Source organism: Pseudomonas sp. LBUM1649 (genome assembly GCF_059716155.1).
In genome coordinates this window covers 273,302-295,494 of record NZ_CP166807.1, presented here as the reverse complement: position 1 = coordinate 295,494, position 22,193 = coordinate 273,302, and the positions used below count along the sequence as shown (strand labels likewise).

Annotated in this window: 21 protein-coding genes and 1 pseudogene; 15 read left to right on the top strand and 7 right to left on the bottom strand. The window is 60.0% G+C overall.

The features are described from left to right. The 4 genes from rfbC to ACA058_RS01265 all read left to right on the top strand — a co-directional run bounded on the left by rfbC (position 1) and on the right by ACA058_RS01265 (position 4,348). The gene (gene rfbC / locus ACA058_RS01280) at positions 1 to 546 is read left to right on the top strand and encodes a dTDP-4-dehydrorhamnose 3,5-epimerase (protein WP_497639843.1); all 546 of its coding nucleotides are present in this window, start codon (positions 1 to 3) and stop codon (positions 544 to 546) included. Between the two features lie 106 nt (positions 547 to 652). Then, complete coding sequence (locus ACA058_RS01275; protein ID WP_497637491.1) at positions 653 to 2,461, top strand: sensor histidine kinase; 1,809 nt, start codon at positions 653 to 655, stop codon at positions 2,459 to 2,461. Continuing rightward, positions 2,458 to 3,852: a sigma-54-dependent transcriptional regulator gene (locus ACA058_RS01270; RefSeq protein WP_497637490.1), complete on the top strand. Its 1,395-nt coding sequence runs from the start codon at positions 2,458 to 2,460 to the stop codon at positions 3,850 to 3,852. Before ACA058_RS01275 ends, ACA058_RS01270 begins: the two co-directional genes overlap by 4 nt. A 40-nt stretch (positions 3,853 to 3,892) precedes the next feature. Continuing rightward, positions 3,893 to 4,348: a thioesterase domain-containing protein gene (locus ACA058_RS01265; protein ID WP_497637489.1), complete on the top strand. Its 456-nt coding sequence runs from the start codon at positions 3,893 to 3,895 to the stop codon at positions 4,346 to 4,348. A 66-nt stretch (positions 4,349 to 4,414) separates the two neighbouring features. On the opposite strand, the gene cysQ is transcribed toward ACA058_RS01265, so the two are convergent. After that, positions 4,415 to 5,242 (bottom strand): 3'(2'),5'-bisphosphate nucleotidase CysQ, encoded by an 828-nt coding sequence (cysQ, locus tag ACA058_RS01260; RefSeq protein ID WP_497637488.1) that lies wholly within the window; start codon positions 5,240 to 5,242, stop codon positions 4,415 to 4,417. Beyond that, positions 5,239 to 5,805 carry an ADP compounds hydrolase NudE gene (gene nudE / locus ACA058_RS01255; protein ID WP_459730723.1) on the bottom strand — a complete coding sequence of 189 codons (567 nt, stop codon included), beginning with the start codon at positions 5,803 to 5,805 and terminating at the stop codon, positions 5,239 to 5,241. The genes cysQ and nudE overlap by 4 nt, the downstream gene beginning before the upstream one ends. A gap of 90 nt (positions 5,806 to 5,895) precedes the next feature. Here nudE and yrfG point away from each other — a divergent pair, with 90 nt between their 5' ends. Beyond that, on the top strand, positions 5,896 to 6,558 hold the full coding sequence (gene yrfG, locus ACA058_RS01250; RefSeq protein WP_497637487.1) for a GMP/IMP nucleotidase: 663 nt from the start codon (positions 5,896 to 5,898) through the stop codon (positions 6,556 to 6,558). A 122-nt stretch (positions 6,559 to 6,680) separates the two neighbouring features. On the opposite strand, the gene lysM is transcribed toward yrfG, so the two are convergent. Further along, positions 6,681 to 7,130 carry a peptidoglycan-binding protein LysM gene (gene lysM / locus ACA058_RS01245; protein ID WP_497637486.1) on the bottom strand — a complete coding sequence of 150 codons (450 nt, stop codon included), beginning with the start codon at positions 7,128 to 7,130 and terminating at the stop codon, positions 6,681 to 6,683. Positions 7,131 to 7,259: 129 nt separating this feature from the next. On the opposite strand from lysM, the gene ACA058_RS01240 reads away from it, so the two are divergent. From ACA058_RS01240 to ACA058_RS01225, 4 genes are all read left to right on the top strand, one after another. Next, positions 7,260 to 8,147 (top strand): LysR family transcriptional regulator, encoded by an 888-nt coding sequence (locus ACA058_RS01240; protein WP_497637485.1) that lies wholly within the window; start codon positions 7,260 to 7,262, stop codon positions 8,145 to 8,147. 92 nt (positions 8,148 to 8,239) lie between these two features. Then, positions 8,240 to 9,079, top strand: coding sequence for a formate dehydrogenase accessory sulfurtransferase FdhD (gene fdhD, locus ACA058_RS01235; protein ID WP_497637484.1), 840 nt, complete (start codon positions 8,240 to 8,242; stop codon positions 9,077 to 9,079). After that, positions 9,076 to 11,424, top strand: a complete 2,349-nt coding sequence (locus ACA058_RS01230; RefSeq protein WP_497637483.1) for an FdhF/YdeP family oxidoreductase — start codon at positions 9,076 to 9,078, stop codon at positions 11,422 to 11,424. The genes fdhD and ACA058_RS01230 overlap by 4 nt, the downstream gene beginning before the upstream one ends. Before the next feature lie 341 nt (positions 11,425 to 11,765). Beyond that, entirely contained in the window at positions 11,766 to 12,248 is a 483-nt protein-coding gene (locus ACA058_RS01225; RefSeq protein ID WP_497637482.1) for a glycine zipper domain-containing protein, read from the top strand. A 64-nt stretch (positions 12,249 to 12,312) separates the two neighbouring features. On the opposite strand, the gene ACA058_RS01220 is transcribed toward ACA058_RS01225, so the two are convergent. The 3 genes from ACA058_RS01220 to ACA058_RS01210 form a co-directional block, all read right to left on the bottom strand. Continuing rightward, the gene (locus tag ACA058_RS01220) at positions 12,313 to 12,732 is read right to left on the bottom strand and encodes an acyl-CoA thioesterase (RefSeq protein ID WP_497637481.1); all 420 of its coding nucleotides are present in this window, start codon (positions 12,730 to 12,732) and stop codon (positions 12,313 to 12,315) included. A gap of 173 nt (positions 12,733 to 12,905) precedes the next feature. Next, a complete protein-coding gene (locus ACA058_RS01215; protein ID WP_497637480.1) occupies positions 12,906 to 14,132 on the bottom strand; it encodes a 3-hydroxyacyl-CoA dehydrogenase in 1,227 nt (408 codons plus the stop codon). A gap of 120 nt (positions 14,133 to 14,252) precedes the next feature. After that, a complete protein-coding gene (locus ACA058_RS01210) occupies positions 14,253 to 16,181 on the bottom strand; it encodes a RecQ family ATP-dependent DNA helicase (protein WP_497637479.1) in 1,929 nt (642 codons plus the stop codon). A 263-nt stretch (positions 16,182 to 16,444) separates the two neighbouring features. On the opposite strand from ACA058_RS01210, the pseudogene ACA058_RS01205 reads away from it, so the two are divergent. From ACA058_RS01205 to ACA058_RS01180, 6 genes and pseudogenes are all read left to right on the top strand, one after another. After that, positions 16,445 to 17,508: pseudogene (locus tag ACA058_RS01205) on the top strand (S8 family peptidase). 305 nt (positions 17,509 to 17,813) lie between these two features. Then, positions 17,814 to 18,104 (top strand): hypothetical protein, encoded by a 291-nt coding sequence (locus ACA058_RS01200; RefSeq protein WP_497637478.1) that lies wholly within the window; start codon positions 17,814 to 17,816, stop codon positions 18,102 to 18,104. Between the two features lie 188 nt (positions 18,105 to 18,292). Beyond that, entirely contained in the window at positions 18,293 to 18,787 is a 495-nt protein-coding gene (locus ACA058_RS01195; protein ID WP_497637477.1) for a helix-turn-helix domain-containing protein, read from the top strand. Beyond that, entirely contained in the window at positions 18,784 to 20,061 is a 1,278-nt protein-coding gene (locus ACA058_RS01190; RefSeq protein WP_497637476.1) for a type II toxin-antitoxin system HipA family toxin, read from the top strand. The genes ACA058_RS01195 and ACA058_RS01190 overlap by 4 nt, the downstream gene beginning before the upstream one ends. Then, on the top strand, positions 20,058 to 20,411 hold the full coding sequence (locus ACA058_RS01185; RefSeq protein ID WP_497637475.1) for a DUF1493 family protein: 354 nt from the start codon (positions 20,058 to 20,060) through the stop codon (positions 20,409 to 20,411). Before ACA058_RS01190 ends, ACA058_RS01185 begins: the two co-directional genes overlap by 4 nt. A 45-nt stretch (positions 20,412 to 20,456) precedes the next feature. After that, the gene (locus tag ACA058_RS01180; protein ID WP_497637474.1) at positions 20,457 to 20,618 is read left to right on the top strand and encodes a hypothetical protein; all 162 of its coding nucleotides are present in this window, start codon (positions 20,457 to 20,459) and stop codon (positions 20,616 to 20,618) included. On the opposite strand, the gene ACA058_RS01175 is transcribed toward ACA058_RS01180, so the two are convergent. Next, positions 20,593 to 22,134 (bottom strand): phosphoenolpyruvate carboxykinase, encoded by a 1,542-nt coding sequence (locus tag ACA058_RS01175; protein WP_497637473.1) that lies wholly within the window; start codon positions 22,132 to 22,134, stop codon positions 20,593 to 20,595. The two genes, ACA058_RS01180 and ACA058_RS01175, sit on opposite strands and share 26 nt — an antisense overlap. Positions 22,135 to 22,193 lie beyond the last annotated feature (59 nt).

Genomic DNA, 22,193 nt, shown 5'->3' with positions numbered 1-22,193 from the left:
ATGAATGTTGTGACCACCGACCTGCCCGGCGTTTTGATCATCGAGCCCAAGGTTTTCGGTGACGATCGTGGTTTTTTCTACGAAAGTTTCAACGCGAAGGCTTTCAAGGAAGCCACCGGCCTGAATACGCAATTCATTCAGGACAACCATTCGCGCTCGCAAAAAGGCGTGCTACGCGGGCTGCATTACCAACTGGAGAATACCCAGGACAAACTGGTTCGGGTCTGCGCCGGGGAAATCCTTGATGTAGCCGTTGACGTGCGGCGCAGCTCGCCACATTTCGGTAAATGGGTGGCCGTGCGCCTTACTGCGCAGAATAATCGCCAACTGTGGATCCCCAAGGGTTTCGCCCACGGTTTCGTGGTGTTGAGTGATTTCGCCGAGGTTCTGTATAAAACCACTGAATACTACAACCCATCGGCCGAACGCAGCATTCGTTGGGACGACCCGGACCTGGCCATCGACTGGCAGCTGGATACAACGCCGCAACTGTCGGGCAGGGATCAGGCCGCGGCATTTTTCAATGACGCCGACGTCTTCGACTGAAATACCGGCGCCCGTTTCGCCGTAAATGCGCACCGGATCCAAGGTGCGCAGACTGCATCGGCAAGCCTATGCATAATGCACCTGTCCCCACAGGCGCTCGATGCTCATGACTCCGACCCTTCCCCGCAGACCCCGCTGGCGCAGCCTGGCCCTGCTCGCGCTGTGCCTGGCGCCCTTGCTGTGGCCGCTGGAGCATCTGGCCGAGCGCTATTACCGCAGCGAACTGGCTGGCCAGAATCGCCAGACCCTCGATCTCTACGTCGCCAACCTGCTGGGCACCCTGCACCGCTATGAAGTGCTGCCGCAGATCCTCGGCGACCTGCCGGCCCTGCGCGCCGTGCTTGGCGCGCCAGACGATAGCGTCACCCAGGGCAACGCCAACCGTCTGCTGAAAAACATCAGCACCCAGACCGGCGCCGAAGTCATGTACCTGATGGACACCACGGGCAAGACCCTGGCCGCCTCTAACTGGGACAAGCACGACAGTTTCGTCGGCCGTAACTTTGCCTTCCGGCCGTACTTCAGCGAAGCCATGGCCGGTCGGCTCGGGCGGTTTTTCGGGCTGGGCACCACGTCCGCCAAACGTGGCTACTTTTTCGCCGCTGCCGTGCGCGAGGGCGAGAAAATCACCGGCGTGCTGGTGGTCAAGGTCGACCTCGACCACACCGAAAGCCTGTGGGGCAAAACCCCGGAGCAACTGCTGGTGACCGATCACAACGGCGTGGTCATCCTCACCTCGCGGCCGGAATGGCGCTTTCGTTCGACCCGTGAGTTGAGCGAAGAAGAGCGCAAAGCCATCACCGCGATCCAGCCCTATCCCACCCGCGAGCCCAAGCCGCTGAAGCTCAATCCCAACGCCTGGTTGACCCAGACCCAAGCGATCGCGGAAACCGGCTGGAACGTCAGCATCCTCGCCCCGCGCACCCTGATCGATCGCCCGGTGCGCACGGTGGTCGCCATCGGTGGCGCGACGCTGTTGGTGTTGATGCTGTTACTCGGCCTGATGATGCAACGCCGCCGTCATTACCTGGAACGGATCGCCTTCGAAGCCAAGGCACGGCGCGAACTGGAAGGCCGGGTTGCCGAGCGTACCAGTGATCTTGAGGGCCTCAACCGCCGACTCAAACAGGAAGTACTGGAGCGCGAACAGGCCCAGCAAGAGCTGGTTCGCGCCCAGGATGACCTGGTGCAGGCCGGCAAGCTCTCGGCCTTGGGAACGATGTCGGCGAGCATCAGCCACGAACTCAACCAACCGTTGGCAGCCATCCGCAGCTACGCGGAAAACGCCGAAGTGTTGCTCGACCACCAGCGCACCGACGATGCCCGTGGCAACCTCAAGCTGATCAGCGAATTGACCGGGCGCATGGCGTCGATCATTGCTCACCTGCGCGCCTTTGCCCGGCGCGACCGCCACGCCCCGGAAAGCGTCGCCCTGCAGCCGGCGCTGGACGATGCCCTGGCCTTGTTGGCCAAGCGTCGGCGCAGCATGGAAGTCGAGCTGATCCGCGACTTGCCCGCCGCCACTTTGTGGGTCGAGGCCGGAGAAACCCGCCTGCGCCAGGTGCTGGGCAACCTGCTGGCCAACGCCCTGGATGCCCTGACGGAAAAAGGCCCGCCGCGTAAACTCTGGCTGAGTGCCCAATCCACCGCCGAAGGCGTCAACCTGTACATTCGCGACAACGGTCCCGGTTTCTGCCTGGAGGCCCTCGGCCGCGCCAGCGAACCCTTCTACACCACCAAGACCCGCACCCAGGGCCTTGGATTGGGGCTGGCGATCTGCGAGACCCTGATGCGCGCCTTCGGCGGCGAACTGTCGTTCGCCAACCACAAGGAGGGCGGCGCCCTGATTACCCTGAAGCTACGCGCAGGCGCACCGGGTGTGAGCCTGCAACCGTCCGAGGACCGAAGTGCATGACCATCGACAACCGCATCCAGGTCGTGTTGATCGACGACGATCCCCACCTGCGTCAGGCTTTGAGCCAGACCCTTGACCTGGCCGGCCTGAAGATTCTGCCGCTGGCCGAAGCCAAGGGCCTGGCCGCGCAACTGGAGCGCGACTGGCCGGGCGTGGTCGTCAGCGATATCCGCATGCCGGGCATGGACGGCATCGAACTGCTGACCGAACTCCACGCCCAGGACCCGGAACTGCCGGTGCTGCTGATCACCGGTCACGGCGATGTGCCGCTGGCGGTGCAAGCCATGCGCGCCGGGGCTTATGATTTTCTGGAAAAACCCTTCGCCAGCGACGCGCTGCTCGACAGCGTACGCCGCGCCCTGGCTTTGCGCCGACTGGTGCTGGACAACCGCAGCCTGCGCCTGGCCCTGAGCGATCGCAATGAATTGAGCACACGCCTGGTCGGGCAGTCGCCCTCGATGCTGCGCCTGCGCGAGCAAATCGGCGCCTTGGCGGCGACCCGGGCGGACGTGCTGATCCTCGGTGAGACCGGGGCCGGTAAAGAAGTGGTGGCCCGCGCGCTGCATGACCTGTCGAGTCGGCGCAGTGGTCCGTTCGTGGCGATCAACGCCGGGGCGCTGGCCGAGTCAGTGGTCGAAAGCGAGTTGTTCGGCCATGAGCCAGGTGCTTTCACGGGCGCGCAGAAACGCCGCATCGGCAAGTTCGAATTTGCCAACGGTGGCACGTTGTTTCTCGATGAAATCGAAAGCATGAGCCTGGACGTCCAGGTGAAATTGCTGCGCTTGTTGCAGGAGCGTGTGGTCGAACGCCTGGGTGGCAATCAACTGATCCCGCTGGACATCCGCATCATCGCCGCCACCAAGGAAGACCTGCGTCAGGCCGCCGATCAGGGCCGATTCCGCGCCGACTTGTACTATCGCCTGAACGTCGCGCCATTGCGCATTCCGCCACTGCGCGAACGCGGTGAAGATGCGCTGATGCTATTCCAGCATTTCGCCGATGAAGCCAGCGCCCGCCACGGCTTGCCGCCCCATGAACTGCAACCCGGACAACGCGCCCTGCTGTTGCGCCACACCTGGCCCGGCAACGTGCGCGAGCTGCAAAATGCTGCCGAACGCTTCGCCCTGGGCCTGGAACTGGCGCTGGACAACAACGAGGTGCAAGGCACGGCTGGCACGACGGTAGAAATGGTCAGCGGCGGGTTGAGCGAGCAAGTGGAAAGCTTCGAGAAAACCCTGATTGCCGCCGAACTGGCGCGCTCGCACAGCTCGGTGCGCAGCGTCGCCGAGGCGCTGGGCATTCCACGCAAGACCTTGCATGACAAATTGCGCAAGCACGGCCTGAGCTTCGCCGACAGCGGCACCTCCACCCACAGCGACGACCTCGATTGAGCCGCCGCCCACTCATCCACTTCAAACAAGAGGCCGCTGAATGAGCCGCGACAGTCGCCAACTGGAATCCGTCCTCCATCACGACATTCCCCTCACCCGGGACATGGGCCTCAAGGTGCTCGACTGGCACGAACAACAACTGCGCCTGTACTTGCCGCTGGACGCCAACGTCAACCACAAGAGCACCATGTTCGGCGGCAGCCTGTATTGTGGCGCTGTACTGGCCGGTTGGGGCTGGCTTCACCTGCGCCTCAAAGAAGCAGGCATCACCGACGGGCACATTGTGATTCAGGAGGGGCAGATCAGTTATCCACTGCCGGTGACGGGTGATGCCAACGCGATTTGCCAGGCGCCGAGTGCGCAGGTGTGGAAGAAGTTTCTGGCGATGTATGAACGTTATGGCCGCGCGCGCCTGACCCTGCATACGCGAGTGGTCAATGCGGGCAGCGATGAGGATGCGGTGAAGTTTGTCGGGCAGTACGTGCTGCACCGGTAAAGCAAAAGATAGCAGCCTGTACGCATAACCCCTGTAGGAGCTGCCGCAGGCTGCGATCTTTTGATCTTAACTTCGCGCCAGCGCCAACAACTGTTCCCGCCACGCAGCCTTGGCCGGCAATGCCAGGAAAAATTCGTTCAGCAGCGATTCCCGCGCCGGATAACAGAACGGTGCTCCATTCAGGTCCAGCACCTCGCCACCCGCCCCTTCCAGCACCCCTTGCGCCGCCGCCGTGTCCCACTGCGAAGTCGGCGCCAGCCGTGGATAACAATCCGCCGCCCCTTCGGCCAACAGGCAGAACTTCAGAGAGCTGCCGATATTGGCAAGTTCCAGTTCACCCAGGCTGGCGCTCAACCCGGCCAGCAAGCGTTCCTGCTCCGGACTGGAATGGCGACGACTGGCAACCACGGTGAACGATTGGCCGGGGGCCGGCACATCACGCACCTGAATCGCCACGGGCGTACCACCTTGATCGCAACGCCACGCGCCGAGCCCGGCACCACCGACATAGAAACGCCCGTTAGTCGGCATCGAAACCACGCCAAATACCACGCGCCCCTGCTCGATCAGCGCGATGTTGACGGTGAACTCTTCGCTGCCGGAAATAAATTCCTTGGTGCCGTCCAGCGGGTCCACCAACCACCAGCGCTGCCATCCGGCGCGTACGCTTTGCGGGATGTTGGCGTCTTCTTCGGACAACACCGCAATGCTCGGGTCCAGCGCGGTCAGCCCGGCCAGAATCACATGGTGGGCGGCAAGGTCGGCGGCGGTGACCGGCGAATCGTCAGCCTTGGCGGTCACCGCCGTGCCGGTACGCCAGAACGGCAGGATCGCCTCGCCGGCCTTCAATGCCAGCTCGACCGCCGACGCCATCAATGGATGGGGAAAATTCATGGCTGAAACACCCCTCGCTGGGTCAGCAGGTCACGGGCCAGGTACAAGGCCGCCAAGGCACGGCCTTCGGTGAACTTCGGGTTCTGCGCCAGCGCCGACAACTCGCGCAGGTTGACCTTGTCCATGCCCATCGGCTCCGGTTCGTCACCTTCCAGGCGTTCTTCGTACAGGTCAGTGGCCAACACCACCTGGATTTTCTGGCTCATGTAACCCGGTGACAACGACAGCTCGGTCAGATGTTCCAGCTGCCGCGCGCCAAAACCGGCCTCTTCCTTGAGCTCGCGCTCGGCTGCCGCCAAAACGTCCTCGCCCGGCTCGATCAAGCCTTTGGGCAGCGAGAATTCGTATTCATCGGTACCGCCGCAGTACTCCTCGACCAGTACGGCATGGTCCGCATCGAGCATCGCCACGATCATCACGGCGCCATAGCCCGCGCCCTTGCCGACCAACCGCTCATAGGTACGTTCCACGCCATTGGAAAAACGCAACTTCAGTTCCTCGACGCAGAACAAACGGCTGGTGGCGACAATCTCGCGGGCGAGGATGGTGGGTTTCTGGCGCATGAGCGGCTCCTGGGCGATAGCGGGTTACTATACCCGGCCTATCCTGATTGTTGTCCCCGGATACCTTTTTTTACCGCTGGAGAAGTTTTTATGTCCCTGCTGCCCTGGCGCGACATCGATACCGTTCTGCTGGACATGGACGGCACGCTGCTGGACTTGCACTTCGACAACCATTTCTGGCTGGAGCACCTGCCAGAGCGTTATGCCCAATGGCACGGGGTGAGCCGGGCCATGGCCGAGATGGAGTTGCAGCCCCTGTTTGAACGCAATGCCGGTCAGCTGCAGTGGTACTGCCTGGATTTCTGGAGTGCCGAACTGAAACTGCCTGTGCGCGAACTGAAACTGGAAACCGCTCATCTGATCGCCCTGCGCCCGGATGCGGACACCTTTCTGGCAGCAATCAAGCGGGCAGGCAAGCGCGTGGTGTTGATCACCAATGCGCACCGCGATTCGCTGTCATTGAAGCTGGAAAGAATCGAGCTGGCACCGTATTTCGAGCGCATGATCAGCTCCCACGATTACGGTTTCCCCAAGGAAAACCCGCAGTTTTGGGATGCCTTGCAGGCCGACATCGACTTTGACCCGGCGCGTTGCCTGTTTATCGACGACACCCTGCCGATCCTGCGCAGTGCGCGGGAGTTCGGGGTGGCTCATTTGTTGGCGGTGAAAGAGCCGGACAGCCGCAAAGGGCTCAAGGACACGGAGGAATTTGCGGCGGTTGGGGACTATCGGGATTTGATTGCGGGGCTTTGAGACCGAGTTGCCTGCTTCGCGAGCAGGCTCGCTCCCACACTGGATTTGCGTCGTGCACAAATGCTGTGTTCACTGCAGATCAAATGTGGGAGCGAGCCTGCTCGCGAAAGCGGTCTTGAGGGTTACTCAGGAATTCGCAATGACTGCCCTGGATAGATCTTGTTCGGGTCCTTGAGCATCGGTTTGTTGGCTTCGAAGATCTTCTGATACTTGTTGGGATCACCATACACACGCTTGGAGATTGCGCTAAGCGTGTCGCCTTTTTCGACGGTGACAAACTTCGCCGGTGTGGCAACCGGTCCGGTCACGGTGATCTGGTCATCAACACCACTAATACCGGCCACGTTACCCAGCGCCAGAAGAATTTTTTCTTTCTCTTCCTGGCTGGCGGCTTCGCCGGTAGCAATGATTTTCTCGCCCTCGACCTTCACCTGAATCTTGGAAGTGTCGATTCCCGTCAGCGCATCCTTCATATGCTTGGTCAACGCCTCGCTGTTGGCTTCGGCCTTGTCCGGCGTCAACGCGTCGAGGATTTTTTCACCGGCTTCTTTTAGAAAACTGAACAGGCTCATCGTTTCGCTCTCCTTGGGTTTCGGGTTCCAGACGCAAAAGCCTAGACCACGGCAGTCATTTGCGAATGCAACCCGACCAATGACGCCGCTTGCGATAGAATCGGCCCCTTCCCGCACCCAGGAGCGAAGATGGACATCAAGCAGCTGAAATTCCTCATCGCTCTGGACGAAACCCGCCATTTCGGCCAGGCCGCCGCACGCTGCCACATTACCCAGCCGACCCTGTCCATGCGCCTACGCAGCCTCGAAGAAGAACTCGATCTGCCGCTGGTCAATCGCGGCCAGCGCTTCGAAGGCTTCACCGCACCTGGCGAGCGGGTCCTGGCCTGGGCGCGCACCGTTTTGGCGGCCTATGACGGCTTGTACGCCGAAGCGGCTGCCTGTCGCGGCAACCTGGTCGGCACCTTGCGCCTGGGCGTCGTGCCGCTGTCGAGCTTCGATCCCTTGCCGCTGCTGCAACGCCTGCACGCGGAACACCCGAACCTGCGCTTCGAACTCTCGGCGCTGAGTTCCGAGCAGATCCTCGAACAACTGGCGAACAATCGCCTGGACCTCGGCGTGTCCTACCTCGAACGCCTGGATGCCGAGCGCTTCGATTCCCTGACCTTCAGTGAAACCCGCATGGGCCTGCTCTACGATCAGCGTTTCTTTACCTTCGGCGAAGCGCCGCTGAGCTGGGAATCGTTGATCGAATTGCCGCTGGGCATGCTCACCAGCGGCATGCACTTTCGCCAATCCATCGACCACAACTTCCATAGCCGCGGCCTCAACCCACAGCCTTTGTTGCAAACCGATGCCGTGCATCAACTGTTACAAGCTGTGCATGGCGGCTTGTGCTGCGCCGTGATGCCGTTGGACGGAGGCCTGGAAGGACTGACCGAACATCTGCGCCTGCAACCGATCGAAAACGCCCAGACCCTCGGTCGACTGGGGCTGATCATGCGGCGCAGCGCGCCACGCTCGGCCTTGGCGGAAGCTTGTTTCGCGATTTATCAACAATCATTGATCGGCACTTGATCGACGGCATCTATCGGTAGATCAGTAATAGCGATTAGACGCGACAAGTTGCCACGCCTAGTCTTAAAGCTGATCAAACCCTCGGTGATGCCATGAACGCCAAGCGCCCAGCCTGCGCGGCGCCTGCCCTCGAAACGCCCGCGCCCGCCGCCAGCCAAACATACAGCTACAGCAACCTTGAGCACTCGGAGTCGGCCAGCACCGCGCTGGCCGAGGAAGTCGCACTGGCGATTGCCTATAACGGCATCAGCCAGGCGGTGATGCTGGTGACGCCCACGGACCTGGAAGACTTCATCGTCGGCTTCAGCCTGGGCAGCGGCATTATCCAGGACGCCTCGGACATCTATGACCTGCAACTCAGCGGCTCGGGCTCGGCGCAGTACGCGCAAGTGACCATCGCCAATCGCGCGTTCTGGAACCTCAAGCAACAGCGTCGGCAACTGGCCGGTACCAGCGGTTGCGGGCTCTGCGGCGTGGAAGCGGTCGAGCAGGCATTGCCCGAGCTCGAGGTATTGCCCGGCGCACCCCTGCCACCAGCCGAATGGCTCGACGGCCTGCGCCAGCGCATCGGCGCGTTCCAGCCGCTTGGCCAGCACAGCGGGGCGGTGCACGCGGCCGTGTTCATGAACGATCAGGGCCAACTGTTGCTGGGCCGTGAAGATATCGGCCGGCACAACGCCCTCGACAAATTGATCGGCGGCTTGATCCGCCAGAACATTCCAACGGCTGGCGGACTGGCGATTGTCACCAGTCGATGCAGCCTCGAATTGATCCAGAAAGTCTTGCGCGCCGGTATCCAGACCCTGGTCAGCCTGTCATCGCCCACTGGGCTCGCCGTGCAATGGGCGCGTCGCCACAACCTCAATCTCATCCATCTGCCACAAAAAAATGCGCCGCGGGTCTACAGCCCAGCGTTGGAGAACCAAGCGTGAGTCAACACCGTCAAGCCGACCAGAAACCCGTCCCTCGCTACAAGCCCTACAAAGGCGCGGCCGGAGGTTGGGGCGCACTGATCAGCGTCGCCCAGGCCTGGTTGACCAGCGACAACGCACTGAAAAACCTGCGCATGATGCTCAAGACCAACAAGAACGGCGGCTTCGACTGCCCCGGTTGCGCCTGGGGCGATTCCAACGAAGGCGGCATGGTGATGTTCTGCGAAAACGGCGCCAAAGCGGTGAACTGGGAAGCGACCAAACGCCGCGTCGACGGCAAATTTTTCGCCAAGCACAGCGTCACTTCGCTGCTGGAGCAAAGCGATTACTGGCTCGAGTATCAGGGCCGGCTGACCGAGCCATTGAGCTACAACGCTGAAACAGATCGTTATCAACCCATCAGTTGGGACGATGCCTTTGCCCTGATCGCCAAGCATCTACGCAGGTTGTCGAGCCCGAATCAGGCCGAGTTTTACACCTCGGGCCGCGCCAGTAACGAAGCGGCTTTTTTGTACCAGCTGTTCGTGCGCGCCTACGGCACCAACAACTTCCCCGACTGTTCGAACATGTGCCACGAAGCCAGCGGCGTGGCATTGGCACAAAGTGTCGGCGTCGGCAAAGGCACCGTGACCTTCGACGACTTCGAACACGCCGATGCGATTTTCGTCTGGGGCCAGAACCCCGGCACCAACCATCCACGGATGCTCGAACCGTTGCGTGAAGCGGTGAAACGCGGCGCGCAAGTGGTGTGCATCAACCCGCTGAAAGAGCGCGGCCTGGAGCGCTTCCAGCACCCGCAACATCCGATCGAAATGCTCACCAACGGCGACAAACCGACCAACACCGCGTACTTCCGTCCGGCACTGGGCGGCGACATGGCGATCATGCGTGGCATGGCGAAGTTCCTGCTGCAATGGGAGCGCGACGCACAGAAAGCGGGCGAGCCTGCGGTGTTCGATCACGCCTTCCTTAATGAACACAGCGTCAATGTCCTGGACTACCTGACCGCCATCGACGAAACCCCATGGCAACAGATCGTCGAGCAGTCCGGCCTGCCCCTGGTTGAGATCGAGCGAGCGGCGCGCATGTACGCCAAGGGCAAGAACGTCATCATGTGCTGGGCGATGGGCATTACCCAGCATCGCCATTCGGTAGCGACCATCCAGGAAATCGCCAACCTGATGTTGCTGCGCGGCAACATCGGTCGGCCAGGCGCCGGCCTGTGCCCGGTGCGTGGCCACAGCAACGTGCAGGGCGACCGGACCATGGGCATCAACGAACGGCCGCCCGTGGCATTCCTCGATTCCCTGGAACGTCGCTTCCAGTTCAAGGTGCCGCGCGAAAACGGCCACAACGTGGTAGAGGCGATTCATGCCATGGCCGAAGGTCGGGCCAAAGTCTTCATCGGCCTGGGAGGCAACTTCGCTCAAGCCACCCCGGACAGCCCGCGCACCTTCCAGGCCCTGCGCAACTGCGACCTGACCGTGCAGATCAGCACCAAGCTCAACCGCAGCCACCTGACTCACGGTAAAGACGCCCTGATCCTGCCGTGCCTGGGCCGGACCGATATCGACATCCAGACCGAAGGCGCGCAAGCGGTGACCGTCGAAGATTCGTTCAGCATGGTCCACGCCTCCAACGGTCAGTTGCAGCCGCTGTCGAACCAGATGCGCTCGGAACCGGCGATCCTGGCCGGCATCGCGGCGGCAACTCTGGGCAACCACCCGGTGGACTGGAACTGGCTGGTGGCTGATTACGGGCGCATCCGCGACCTGATTGCCGAAACCATTCCAGGCTTCATAGACTTCAACGAGAGGGTCAAGAACCCAGGCGGCTTCTACCTGGGCAACAGCGCCGGTGCGCGCAAGTGGAACACCGCATCCGGACGGGCCAATTTCCGTGCTAACGCGCTGCCCAAAGACCTGGTGCACGAACGCACCCGTGCTACCGGTGTGCTGCCGGACCTGATCATGCAATCGATGCGCTCCCACGATCAGTACAACACCACGATCTATGGCCTTAATGACCGTTATCGCGGGGTGAAGGGGCAGCGTGACGTGCTATTCGTCAACGAAGCCGACATCATTCGCCTGGGCTTCAAGCCGGGGCAGAAGGCTGACATCGTGTCGATCTGGGATGACGGACTTGAGCGTCGGGTGAAGGGCTTCACGCTGCTGGCATTTGATATCCCGGCGGGGCAAGCGGCGGCGTACTATCCGGAGGTGAATCCGCTGGTGCCGCTGGAAAGCACCGGGGATGGCAGTCATACGCCGACGTCGAAGTTCGTGGCGATCCGGTTGGAAGCGGCCAGTGAGACCGGATTGATCTTGGCGAAGTCGGCGTAACGCTGCGCCTGAACCGGCCTCATCGCGAGCAAGCTTTGCTCCTACAGCATGTGAACGGCGAAAAATCCGTAGGAGCAAAGCTTGCTCGCGATAGCGTCCGACCTGCCAATGCAGGTCTCGGCAGTCTTCCGCCCTTTCCAAAAAAACGCCCCACAAAAAGGCCGTTTTTTCATAAAAACGGCCTATCCGAAGTAACTAAAGACCGGCGAAAAGCCGTTAAGTTCCGCCCAAAAAACAGCAACTTATAGAAATGTGCTCAAGTCGTGTTACTCGTCGGATTTCGATTGTCACACCTATTACACAGCCTCAGGATCGCGTCGTCATCCCCTTGAGGTTCCTCCATGAAGTTCTCCTCGATTCTCTTGTTGTCCCTTGGCCTGGTCAGTGGTATGGCCTCTGCTGGCGGCACCACCGAAGCAGGTGTGGGCGGCGCATTGGGCGGGGTTTTGGGCTCGGTCGTCGGCCAATCGATTGGCGGCAATACAGGTTCCACCATCGGCGCGGCCCTGGGCGGCGCGGGTGGTAGCGCAGTCGGCGCAGACAAACGCAGCCGTGGCGAAGCGGCCATTGGTGGTGCGTTGGGCGCAGCAGGCGGTAACGTGGTCGGCCGCAGCATGGGCGGCACCACCGGCAGCCTGATCGGCTCCGCAGCAGGCGGCGGCGCCGGTGGCGCGCTGGGTAACTACATGGGCAACAAGAGCGATGATGATGACGACGATGATCGTCGTGGTGATCGTCGCTACTACCGTGACGGCCATCACGATCGTGGCCATCATTATGGCCATCGCAAGCATCACAAGAAGTACTACCGCCACCGTCATTGAAACCGGAACGGTTTCGCTGACAGATAAAAATCGCAGCCCGAGGGCTGCGATTTTTTTGCCTGCTTTAAAGCACCAGACGTTCCATCGCACTGCGCAATCCGGTCGGAATCGCCACCGGCTGATTCGATGCCCGGTTGACAAACACATGCACAAAGCGCCCGGCGGCACAGGCCTCATCTTCCCCGACCTTGAACACCGCCAGCTCATACTGCACCGAGCTGTTACCCAGCTTACCCACTCGCAGGCCGACCTCGATCCGGTCCGGGAACGCGATGGAAGCAAAGTAATCGCAGGCCGAACTCACCACGAAACCCACCACCTCGCCATCGTGGATATCCAGGCCGCCGACTTCGATCAGGTAGGTGTTCACTGCCGTGTCGAAAAAGCTGTAGTAGGTGACGTTGTTGACGTGACCGTAGGCGTCGTTGTCGTGCCAGCGTGTGGTGATCGGTTGGAAGTGCGGATATTCGGAGCGTTGGGGCATCAGCGTTGATTCCTGAGTGTGTTCGCCAGTCTAAGGCGAAAACCGCGTTATCGTTCTTCGCGAGCAGGCTCGCTCCCACAGGGGTCTTAGTCGTACATAAAATTTGTGTTCCCTGAAGATCAACTGTGGGAGCGAGCCTGCTCGCGATGGCGCCCTCGCAGGCGCCAAATCAATCACCTATCAGTAAACCTTCTACCTACCGCCGCCAATTCACCAATCAACCGCGCCGGGCTCCAGTGATCACCCTGGCGAGTCTCAAGCGCCAACAGCCGCTGATGAATATCCGCCAACCCCTGCTGATCCGCCCAGGCCATCGGCCCGCCCTTGTCCGCCGGGAACCCGTATCCGTTGAGGTACACCAGATCGATGTCGTGGGCCGATCCGGCGATCCCTTCCTGAAGAATCTTCGCGCCCTCGTTGACCAATGCCAGCAGGCAGCGCTCCAGAATCTCCTCCGGGCTTATCTCGCGGCGATGAAAGCCCAGCCAATCGCTGACTTCCAGTACCAGCGCATCCACCTGCGGATCGTGTTCAGCCTGGCGACTGCCCGGCTCATAGTGGTAGTAGCCGTTGCCACTCTTCTGACCGAAACGGCCCTGCTCACACAGACGATTATCCACCTGCACCTCTGGCGCATCCTGCCCCACACCAGACAGTTGCCGGGCGCGCCATTGCAGATCGACGCCGACCACGTCGAACATACGGAATGGCCCCATCGCGAAGCCGAAGCCTTGCAGCGCCGCATCGACCTGGTAGGGGTAAGCGCCCTCCAGCAGCATTTTTCGGGCCTCCAGCACGTAGGTATTGAGCATGCGGTTGCCGATGAAGCCGTCGCAATTACCCGACACCACGCTGACCTTGCCCATGCGCTTGCCCAACGCCAGTGCAGCATCGATGATCGCCGGTGCAGTCTGGGCACCCCGGACGATTTCCAGCAGTTTCATGATGTGTGCCGGGCTGAAGAAGTGCAGACCCAGGACCTGTTGTGGGCGGCCAGTCACCGCGGCGATGGCGTCGATGTCCAGTGCCGACGTGTTACTGGCCAGAATGGCTTCAGGTTTGAGCAAGCCGTCCAGTTCGCGGAAGATGGCCTGCTTGAGTTCGAGGTTTTCGTAGACGGCTTCGATGACCAGATCGACATCACGGATGGCCGCATAATCGGCGGCCGCCGTGACCCGCGCGATGCGGGCATCGGCCTCGACCTGATCGATGCGTTCCTGCCGAACACTATGTGCATAGGTGTCCGCCACGGTGACCAGTGCCTGTTCAAGCATCTGCGGATTGTTATCGACCCATTGCACCGCCACCCCGGCGTTGGCCAGGCACATGACAATGCCCCGGCCCATGGTGCCCGCGCCGATGACGGCTGCGCGCTGAATATCGAACGGTGTCTGGCTCATGTTTTGTTCTCTTGTTGGAGATCCGAAGACAGCCTTCACCATAGTCAGCCGCCACACCTTTTTGAAATTTATTCCTGTGATGAGCAACATTCAGCGGATGGATGCGCTCCCAGACACCGATTAGAGGTGTGCCTCGGCCCATCCCCGCACCTCGGCATACGGATAATCTTCCAACGCCGAAAACCCCGAAATCGTCCGCACCTTGAGCTTGGTAAACAGCGGCACACTGATCCCGCATAAAAATCGCGTCACGCGCTCGGCCGACGGCAACCCTCCAGTGTATTGCTCATGCCTGTGGATAAAATCGCTACACAATGCCTCGAAATCTTTATCCACAAGCGCCGGTAACGCCGGCGGTGCTGGCAGCCGCGCCACTTGCCCGTGGCAAACCGAGCAATGCCCGCACTGGCGCGGCGCATTTTCGTCGCCGAAATACGCGGCCAGGCGATAACCCAGACAGCGGTCGGTGGCGAACAGATCCAGCATGGCGTGAATCCGCGCAATCTCGGTCTGTTCATGCCGAGTGAAACCGGCGTGCAGCGCTTCACTCAACGCGACACTGTCGAAACCGGTTTGCAGCAGGCTGTAGACTTCGGTCATCAGCTTGCTTTCAAGCTCGACCCAGCCCTTTTCCTGGAAATAATCCAGCGCCTTGACCACCCGACTGCGCTCGGCCTGATGCTGTTCATACAGCGCATCGAAATTCACCGTGGCCCAGGTACGCGCACGGCTGGATGTCTGGATGATCGCCGCGACGAAATCCCTGCGTTCACCCTCGAAGCGAGCGAGCAATGCTTCGGGCTCCTGCAGATACTTGAACCGGTATTCGGCGTAGTAGGCATAACGCGGAGCGATCAAGCCACGAAGCTCCAGCTGAACCAGCAAGGTCTTGAGCGGCAGCTGGCGGATGTTGCTCTGGTCCGCCAGCGGCCCCAGCAGAAACTCCCATTGTCCTTCGGGCGCGGCGGCCTGCATCTCGTCGAGCACGCAGCGGATGCCGTCCAGTTCAGGCGTATCGCCGTAGACGAAGTTTTCCAGCACGTTAAGGCTGTCGCGATTGGCCAGCACCAGGCAGTCCGATGGCTGCCCGTCTCGCCCGGCACGGCCGATTTCCTGGCTGTAGTTTTCGATGGATTTGGGCAGGTCGAAATGCACCACGTTACGGATGTCGCTCTTGTCGATGCCCATGCCGAAGGCGATGGTGGCGACGATGCAATTGGACTGCCCGCCCATGAAACGCTTCTGGATGCCGTCGCGTTGCTCGTGGGGCAAACCGGCGTGATAGGCCTCGGCCTGAATGCCATTGCGCTGCAGGTGTTCAGCAATGTGCTCGGCGGTTTTCTGCAGGGTGACGTAGACAATGCTCGGCTGGCCGGGGCGCTGGCTCATCCATTCCACCAGGCGTCGGCGCTTGTCCTGGCCGCGAACCGGCTCCACCCACAGGTTTAGGTTCGGCCGATAGAAACCGGTGGTCACCACGTCGTCAGGTTCGATGGCGAATTTCGCCTGCATGTCGGCGATCACTTTCGGGGTCGCGGTGGCGGTCAGCAACAACACCTGGGGGATGTTGAACTGGCGCTGATAGTCCGGAAGCTTGAGATAATCCGGGCGAAAGTTATGCCCCCATTCGGAGATACAGTGCGCCTCGTCCACCACCAGCAGCGAGATCGGCACCTGCTGCAGGAAATTACGAAAACGCTCGTTCTTCAGGCGCTCCACGGAGATCATCAGGATTTTCAGTTCGCCTGACTTGGCACGGACCATGACATCGCTGGCGTCATCGCGGCTCTGGGCCGAATCGATACTGCCTGCCGCAATGCCGTGGCGTTGCAGGAACGCCAACTGATCCTGCATCAACGCCAGCAATGGCGAGACCACCAGCGTCAGGTGCGGCAGCAATACGGCCGACAGCTGATAGCAAAGGGACTTGCCGGAACCGGTGGGGAAAATCGCCGCCGCCGAGCGCCCCGCCAGCACCGCGCTGACCGCTGCCTCCTGGCCAGGCCGAAACTGTGGATAACCGAAAACCTGTTCCAGGGTGTTGTGCATAAGCTGTCACTCCGTTGACTGCTGCGATTAGCAAAGCCTAGCCGGCGATCGCAGCGAATCGAGAAAAGGTCGGGGGCAGAAACGATACGGGATGATACAGCGTTCCAACCCACCGATCCTTGGCCACAGGTTGATACACACGAGGCACTTTGCCAACTGACGCCAACCTTCTGTCAACCGGTATGGTTTACCTCTATCAACCTCCGCCAGGTGTTCATCATGCAGAAAGCCTGAGATACGCGGATCTTTATCAAGGAACGATCATGTCCCAAACATCCTGTTTACCATTCGCCCTCGTGCTGGCGTTGCCCGTGCTGTTAAGCGGATGCCTGACCGTCCCGGAAAAACCTTCCCTTGACACTGCCGCATTCGAAACGCCGGAGTATCAAGCCCAAAAAGGTCTGGCGATTGTCAACGCATCAAGTCTTTATGCCCGCGGCGGAACCGGCCAGGGTGTGGCTGTCGCACTGATCGATTCGGGTCTGAACAGCAGCCTGCCGGAATTTCAAGGAAGGCTCGTGACCCGGGTTTTGACTATGTCGAGAATCAGGTCGGCACCGTTGACCGGGTCGGCCACGGCACCCAGATGGCCGGCATTCTCGCAGCCAACAAGGATGATCAGGGCATGCACGGCGTCGCGTTCAACGCACAGCTGATTCCCTATCGCTTTGGCGACGACAACGAACCCTTTTTCTTCGACAGTGAAATCGCTCAGTCCTGGCAAGCAGGTTTCGACAAGGGCACGCGCATTTTCAACAACTCTTGGGCCAACGCCATTCCGTCGACCGAAATCAACGAGGCGCGCTACAAGCAAGTCATGCCGCAATCACTGGTTACCGTACGGAAACTGGTTGAGGACGGTGCCGTATTTGTTTTCCCTACCGGCAATGAACTGAAACGAGAGCCCTTGGCTGAACCCGGCTTACCTGTCGCCATACCCGAACTGGAAAAAGGCTGGATCGCGGTGGTTGCGCTGAAAAGCGACGGCAGCGCCATCAATGCCAAATCCAACTATTGTGGCGTGGCGGCAGACTGGTGCATTGCCGTACCGGGCGGCGACTCCGGTGCAGGGCAAGGCCTGCTGACCACCAACAAGGATGGCAAATACACCCAGACGGCAGGCACCTCGCCTGCTGCCGCGCTGGTCAGCGGAGCATTGGCGGCATTGCAAAGCCGTTACCCCGAGCTCACTGCGCAGCAAGTACGCGAGCGTCTGCTGGCGACGGCGAACCGGACTGGCATCTATGCCAACAGTGAAGCGTACGGTAGAGGATTAATGGATCTGGAAGCGGCATCGCGTCCGGCGCCGAAGGTCCTGACCAAGTAAGTCTGTATGGGTCGTTCGGCACCACAAAATCGAAATGCCCTACGGTTTCTGACACGCCCTCTGTCGAAGTCTGCCTCGCCGAAGCCGACATCCCCGTAGGAATTTTAACCAGTAGCAGGCTCATAGCAAAAATACTCAATCAACCTGTAGGGCTCTTCCTCAAAAAACAATAAAAGCCCTACAAAACCTGTCCATCAGAGCCGTCTTGTCGCACCGCAACACGCGCCTCTATAGTTTCCGGCGCAGCTGAAAAAGTGTCTCGGCCTGCCGGGCACACTTGCCGATTTCGCACAGGACCCACCTCGATGAACAACCCCGATCCACTGGCCGACCGCTATCGCCCGCTCAAATCCAGTAACAGCGAAACACCGGTGCTAATGATCGACACCGAGGCCGACCCCCTGGAAATCCTCGACGCCGCCCGCCAACGCATCCGCGCCGCCAGCGACCTGCTGGAAACCTTGTACTGCCTGTGCTTCAAACAGGCCGACGCCAGCGACATCCCCAACATCGTCAATGCACTGTACCTGCTGACCCAGGATGGCAACGACCTGCTCGACATCGCCCGGCAACGCCTGCCGAAACTCACCGGCTGAAGAACACTCGCACTAACTGGCATTATTCTGGCTGTTTCCACGTATTTCAGCTGGAATAATGGCAGTGTAAATGTGAGCCCCACAAATCTTTTATTGCAGTGCTGACGCTCTCAAGACAACGCGATGCTCTTCTTTCATAGTGCTATTATTCTGGCAGTTAAGACAAAAAAGTGAAGGAATATTGGCATATGGCCAAGAAGACTGCGCCACTCTTGCCCTCCGCGTCCAGATTGCTTGCCGAGTTCGGGGAGCGGCTGAAGTTAGCTCGCCTGCGCCGCAAGCTCACAGCCAAGCAAGTCGCCGAGAGATCAGGCATGTCGCTGACAACCTTGCGCTCTCTGGAGTCTGGGGGTTCAGGAGTGACCATTGGGGCCTACCTGTCTGTCATGCAAGTACTGGGCTTGGAAAAAGACTTGAGCAAACTGGCTGCAACCGATGAAGTGGGACGTCAATTGCAGGATGCACAACTGAAACCCGGGTCAACCTCCACCGCGCGCGCGAACCGGCGAGCACGCAGGATGAGCCCAGTAAAAAAATCTTCTTCGATTCAGGAAAAAGACTCTGACGTGATTGAAAGTGCCACACACACAGCAGATCTATCCGCCGACTTCCCCTTCAATACCCACACACTTTCCAATTTGTTGACCAAGAAAAAAACCAAGCCCACGACAGGTGAAAAATGACGCAGATTGCGGTGTATGCCGATTGGGAATCCTTGAATGGCCCCAGACGTCTCGGTTTCCTGCATGCCCGAAAAGCCCGATCCACGGACGTCTTCGAGTTTGAGTACGACACCGCTGCGCTGGCAGATCCCGAGTTGAACTTCACACCGCTGGACCCTCGAATCGGGCTCTATGAAGGTCGTCAGTTCCCTGGTCAGCATCAAAGCCGATTTGGCGTATTCGCTGATTCAAGCCCGGATCGCTGGGGTCAACTGCTGATGAAGCGGCGACTGGAGCGAGATGTTCGCGACGGTTTGGTTGCCAAAGGCAGCAAGCTCTTCGAGTCAGATTTCCTGTTAGGGGTACATGACGTCTATCGGGTCGGTGCGATCCGCTACAAGCTCAATGACGAAGGTAATTTTCTCGATGATCATGATGGTGTGGCCGCCCCACCTTTCATCGAGTTGCGGGCGCTGGAACAAGCAAGCCGCGCTTTGGAAAATGATCCGGACAACACTTCCCTCGATGGTCGTGAATGGCTAAGAATGCTGATCGCACCCGGAGGTTCGCTGGGTGGGGCCCGCCCCAAGGCCAGCGTTGCAGACGAGCACCGTCACTTGTGGATTGCCAAGTTTCCCAGTACCCGCGATGACTATGACATTGGCGCTTGGGAACTGGTGGTGAATGCCTTGGCCAATCACTGTGGCCTACGAGTTGCGACCGGTATTGCCCGACGCTACGCCAGCGATCATCACTGTTTCATGGTCAAGCGCTTCGATCGCACCGAACGGGGTGGCCGACTGCATTTTGCTTCAGCCATGACCATGACTGATCGCGTGGACGGTGACGATGCGTCAGTCGGCGCAAGCTACCTTGAGTTGGCCGAAGTGCTCATGGAACACGGCTCGGAAACCAACGCTGACCTACGAGAGTTGTGGTCTCGAATTGTGTTCAACATCCTGGTCTCCAACACCGACGATCACCTGCGTAACCATGGTTTTATCCTTGATCCAGGTCGGGGATGGCGATTGTCTGCTGCCTATGACATGAATCCGGTAGCCCACGCTGACGGCTTGAAGCTCAACATCACCGATACCGACAATGCCCTGGATCTGGAGTTGGCCCGGGAAGTGGCGGAGTATTTTCGGGTCAGTCGTGCGGATGTAGAAAACATCATCGACCGCTTCAAAGAGGTTGTCAGCCAATGGCCAACGCTAGCGCGGGCACTGCGTCTATCGAAACGTGAACAGGACAACATGGCGCCTGCATTTCGATTGGCGGGGCTTACGCAATGAACCTCGCCCCCAACCTCCCCGACGACCCCACCCTGCACCTGCTCATCCAGCTACTACACGAAGAACTCGGCTTCCCCGAACGCAAAACCATCAGCCTCACCACCTCGATCAATTTCGACCTGAACTGCAACGGCGCCGATGCACAGCATTTAATCGAAACCCTGGAAGACCACTTCGCCATCGATTTCGTGGACTACGACAGCTACCGCTATTTTCAACCCGAAGGCTACGATGTATTTCTCAAGCGCAAAGCCAAGGGTCGCGGCGACAAGGAACCATTGACCATCGGCATGCTCTACCGAGCGATCAAGGCTCAACGCTGGGACACCCGGGAGCTCGAAGGCCTGTAACGTCCGCGGCGCATAACGATAAGGACATTGCGTGGAGACGTATTGATGGGCTTGTTGGCCGCCTTGCTGTGGGGCGGCACGGATTTTCTGGTAGGCATTTGTGCTGCACCTGAAAACCTGAGCCGTCGCCCACAAAAAAGCCGCCCCGAAGGACGGCTTTTTCATTACATCAAACCAACACTTACAACTTCGGACCAGCAGCCTTGATCGCGTCGCTCACTTCGAACTTCTTGAAGTTCTCGATGAACAGGCCGGCCAGTGCCTTGGCGGCTTCGTCGTAGGATGGCTTGTCGGCCCAGGTGTTGCGTGGGTTCAGCAGGCCAGTTTCAACGCCCGGTACGGCCACTGGCACATCGAGGTTGATGGTGTCCAGGTGCTCGGTTTCGGTACCGATCAGGGCGCCGCTCTGGATCGCTGCGATCACCGCGCGGGTGGTCGGGATGTTGAAGCGTTTGCCGACGCCGTAGCCACCGCCGGTCCAGCCGGTGTTGACCAGGTAAACCTTGGAGCCGAAGCCGCGGATGCGCTTGATCAGCAGCTCTGCGTACTCGCCAGCAGGACGCGGGAAGAACGGTGCGCCGAAGCAGGTGGAGAAGGTCGACTTGATGCCGCTGCCCGAACCCATTTCGGTCGAGCCCACCAGAGCGGTGTAGCCGGACAGGAAGTGGTAGGCCGCTTGTTCTTCGTTGAGGATCGACACTGGCGGCAGCACGCCGGTCAGGTCGCAGGTCAGGAAGATTACAGCGTTCGGCTCGCCACCGAGGTTCTTCTCGGAGCGCTTGGCAACGTGCTCCAGCGGGTAGGCGGCGCGGCTGTTCTGGGTCAGGCTGACATCGGCGTAGTCGGCGTGCTTGGCGTCGTCGATAACGACGTTTTCCAGGACCGCGCCGTGCTTGATGGCTTTCCAGATAACCGGCTCGTTCTTCTCGGACAGGTCGATGCACTTGGCATAGCAACCGCCTTCGATGTTGAACACCACGCCCTCGCCCCAGCCGTGTTCGTCGTCACCGATCAGGTAACGGCTTTCATCGGCGGACAGGGTGGTCTTGCCGGTACCGGACAGACCGAAGAACAGGGTCACGTCGCCTTCTTCGCCGATGTTGGCAGCGCAGTGCATTGGCAGCACGTCGGCGGCCGGCAGCAGGAAGTTCTGCACCGAGAACATGGCTTTCTTCATTTCACCGGCGTAACGCATGCCAGCGATCAGCACTTTTTTCTGCGCGAAATTGATGATCACGCAACCGTCGGAGTTGGTGCCGTCACGCTCTGGAACGCACTCGAAGTTGGCAACGTTGAGCACTTGCCACTCTTCACGACCTGCCGGGTTGTACTGAGCCGGGTTGATGAACAGGCAACGACCGAACAGGTTCTGCCAGGCGGTCTGGGTGGTCATCTTCACAGCCAGGTAGTGCTCGGAAGCTGCACCTACATGCACGTGGGAAACGAAGTGCTCTTGCGCGTTGTTGAATGCTTCTACGCGGCTCCACAGGGCATCGAACTTGTCGGCCGGGAACTTGCGGTTGATCGGGCCCCAGGCGATGGCGGCCGAAGTGGACGGCTCTTCAACGATGAAACGATCGACTGGCGAACGGCCGGTACGGTGACCGGTACGAACAACCAGTGCGCCGGTATCGGCAAGCTCGCCTTCACCGCGGTTGAGGGCTTCTTTAACCAGATCATCAACACTCAGATCGGTGTACACGGCGTTATTGGCTTGCGTCATGAGGTTCCCCGTCGGCCAGTGGCCGAGTGCTCCAAACGTTTTGTAGTAGAAAGTCGTGC

What these genes read in the sequence shown, in the direction of transcription:
- rfbC (WP_497639843.1), top strand. Translation starts at nt 1, where the DNA reads ATGAATGTTGTGACCACCGACCTGCCCGGCGTTTTGATCATCGAGCCC.
- ACA058_RS01275 (WP_497637491.1), top strand. Translation starts at nt 653, where the DNA reads ATGACTCCGACCCTTCCCCGCAGACCCCGCTGGCGCAGCCTGGCCCTG.
- ACA058_RS01270 (WP_497637490.1), top strand. Translation starts at nt 2,458, where the DNA reads ATGACCATCGACAACCGCATCCAGGTCGTGTTGATCGACGACGATCCC.
- ACA058_RS01265 (WP_497637489.1), top strand. Translation starts at nt 3,893, where the DNA reads ATGAGCCGCGACAGTCGCCAACTGGAATCCGTCCTCCATCACGACATT.
- cysQ (WP_497637488.1), bottom strand. Translation starts at nt 5,242, where the DNA reads ATGAATTTTCCCCATCCATTGATGGCGTCGGCGGTCGAGCTGGCATTG.
- nudE (WP_459730723.1), bottom strand. Translation starts at nt 5,805, where the DNA reads ATGCGCCAGAAACCCACCATCCTCGCCCGCGAGATTGTCGCCACCAGC.
- yrfG (WP_497637487.1), top strand. Translation starts at nt 5,896, where the DNA reads ATGTCCCTGCTGCCCTGGCGCGACATCGATACCGTTCTGCTGGACATG.
- lysM (WP_497637486.1), bottom strand. Translation starts at nt 7,130, where the DNA reads ATGAGCCTGTTCAGTTTTCTAAAAGAAGCCGGTGAAAAAATCCTCGAC.
- ACA058_RS01240 (WP_497637485.1), top strand. Translation starts at nt 7,260, where the DNA reads ATGGACATCAAGCAGCTGAAATTCCTCATCGCTCTGGACGAAACCCGC.
- fdhD (WP_497637484.1), top strand. Translation starts at nt 8,240, where the DNA reads ATGAACGCCAAGCGCCCAGCCTGCGCGGCGCCTGCCCTCGAAACGCCC.
- ACA058_RS01225 (WP_497637482.1), top strand. Translation starts at nt 11,766, where the DNA reads ATGAAGTTCTCCTCGATTCTCTTGTTGTCCCTTGGCCTGGTCAGTGGT.
- ACA058_RS01220 (WP_497637481.1), bottom strand. Translation starts at nt 12,732, where the DNA reads ATGCCCCAACGCTCCGAATATCCGCACTTCCAACCGATCACCACACGC.
- ACA058_RS01215 (WP_497637480.1), bottom strand. Translation starts at nt 14,132, where the DNA reads ATGAGCCAGACACCGTTCGATATTCAGCGCGCAGCCGTCATCGGCGCG.
- ACA058_RS01210 (WP_497637479.1), bottom strand. Translation starts at nt 16,181, where the DNA reads ATGCACAACACCCTGGAACAGGTTTTCGGTTATCCACAGTTTCGGCCT.
- ACA058_RS01200 (WP_497637478.1), top strand. Translation starts at nt 17,814, where the DNA reads ATGAACAACCCCGATCCACTGGCCGACCGCTATCGCCCGCTCAAATCC.
- ACA058_RS01195 (WP_497637477.1), top strand. Translation starts at nt 18,293, where the DNA reads ATGGCCAAGAAGACTGCGCCACTCTTGCCCTCCGCGTCCAGATTGCTT.
- ACA058_RS01190 (WP_497637476.1), top strand. Translation starts at nt 18,784, where the DNA reads ATGACGCAGATTGCGGTGTATGCCGATTGGGAATCCTTGAATGGCCCC.
- ACA058_RS01185 (WP_497637475.1), top strand. Translation starts at nt 20,058, where the DNA reads ATGAACCTCGCCCCCAACCTCCCCGACGACCCCACCCTGCACCTGCTC.
- ACA058_RS01180 (WP_497637474.1), top strand. Translation starts at nt 20,457, where the DNA reads ATGGGCTTGTTGGCCGCCTTGCTGTGGGGCGGCACGGATTTTCTGGTA.
- ACA058_RS01175 (WP_497637473.1), bottom strand. Translation starts at nt 22,134, where the DNA reads ATGACGCAAGCCAATAACGCCGTGTACACCGATCTGAGTGTTGATGAT.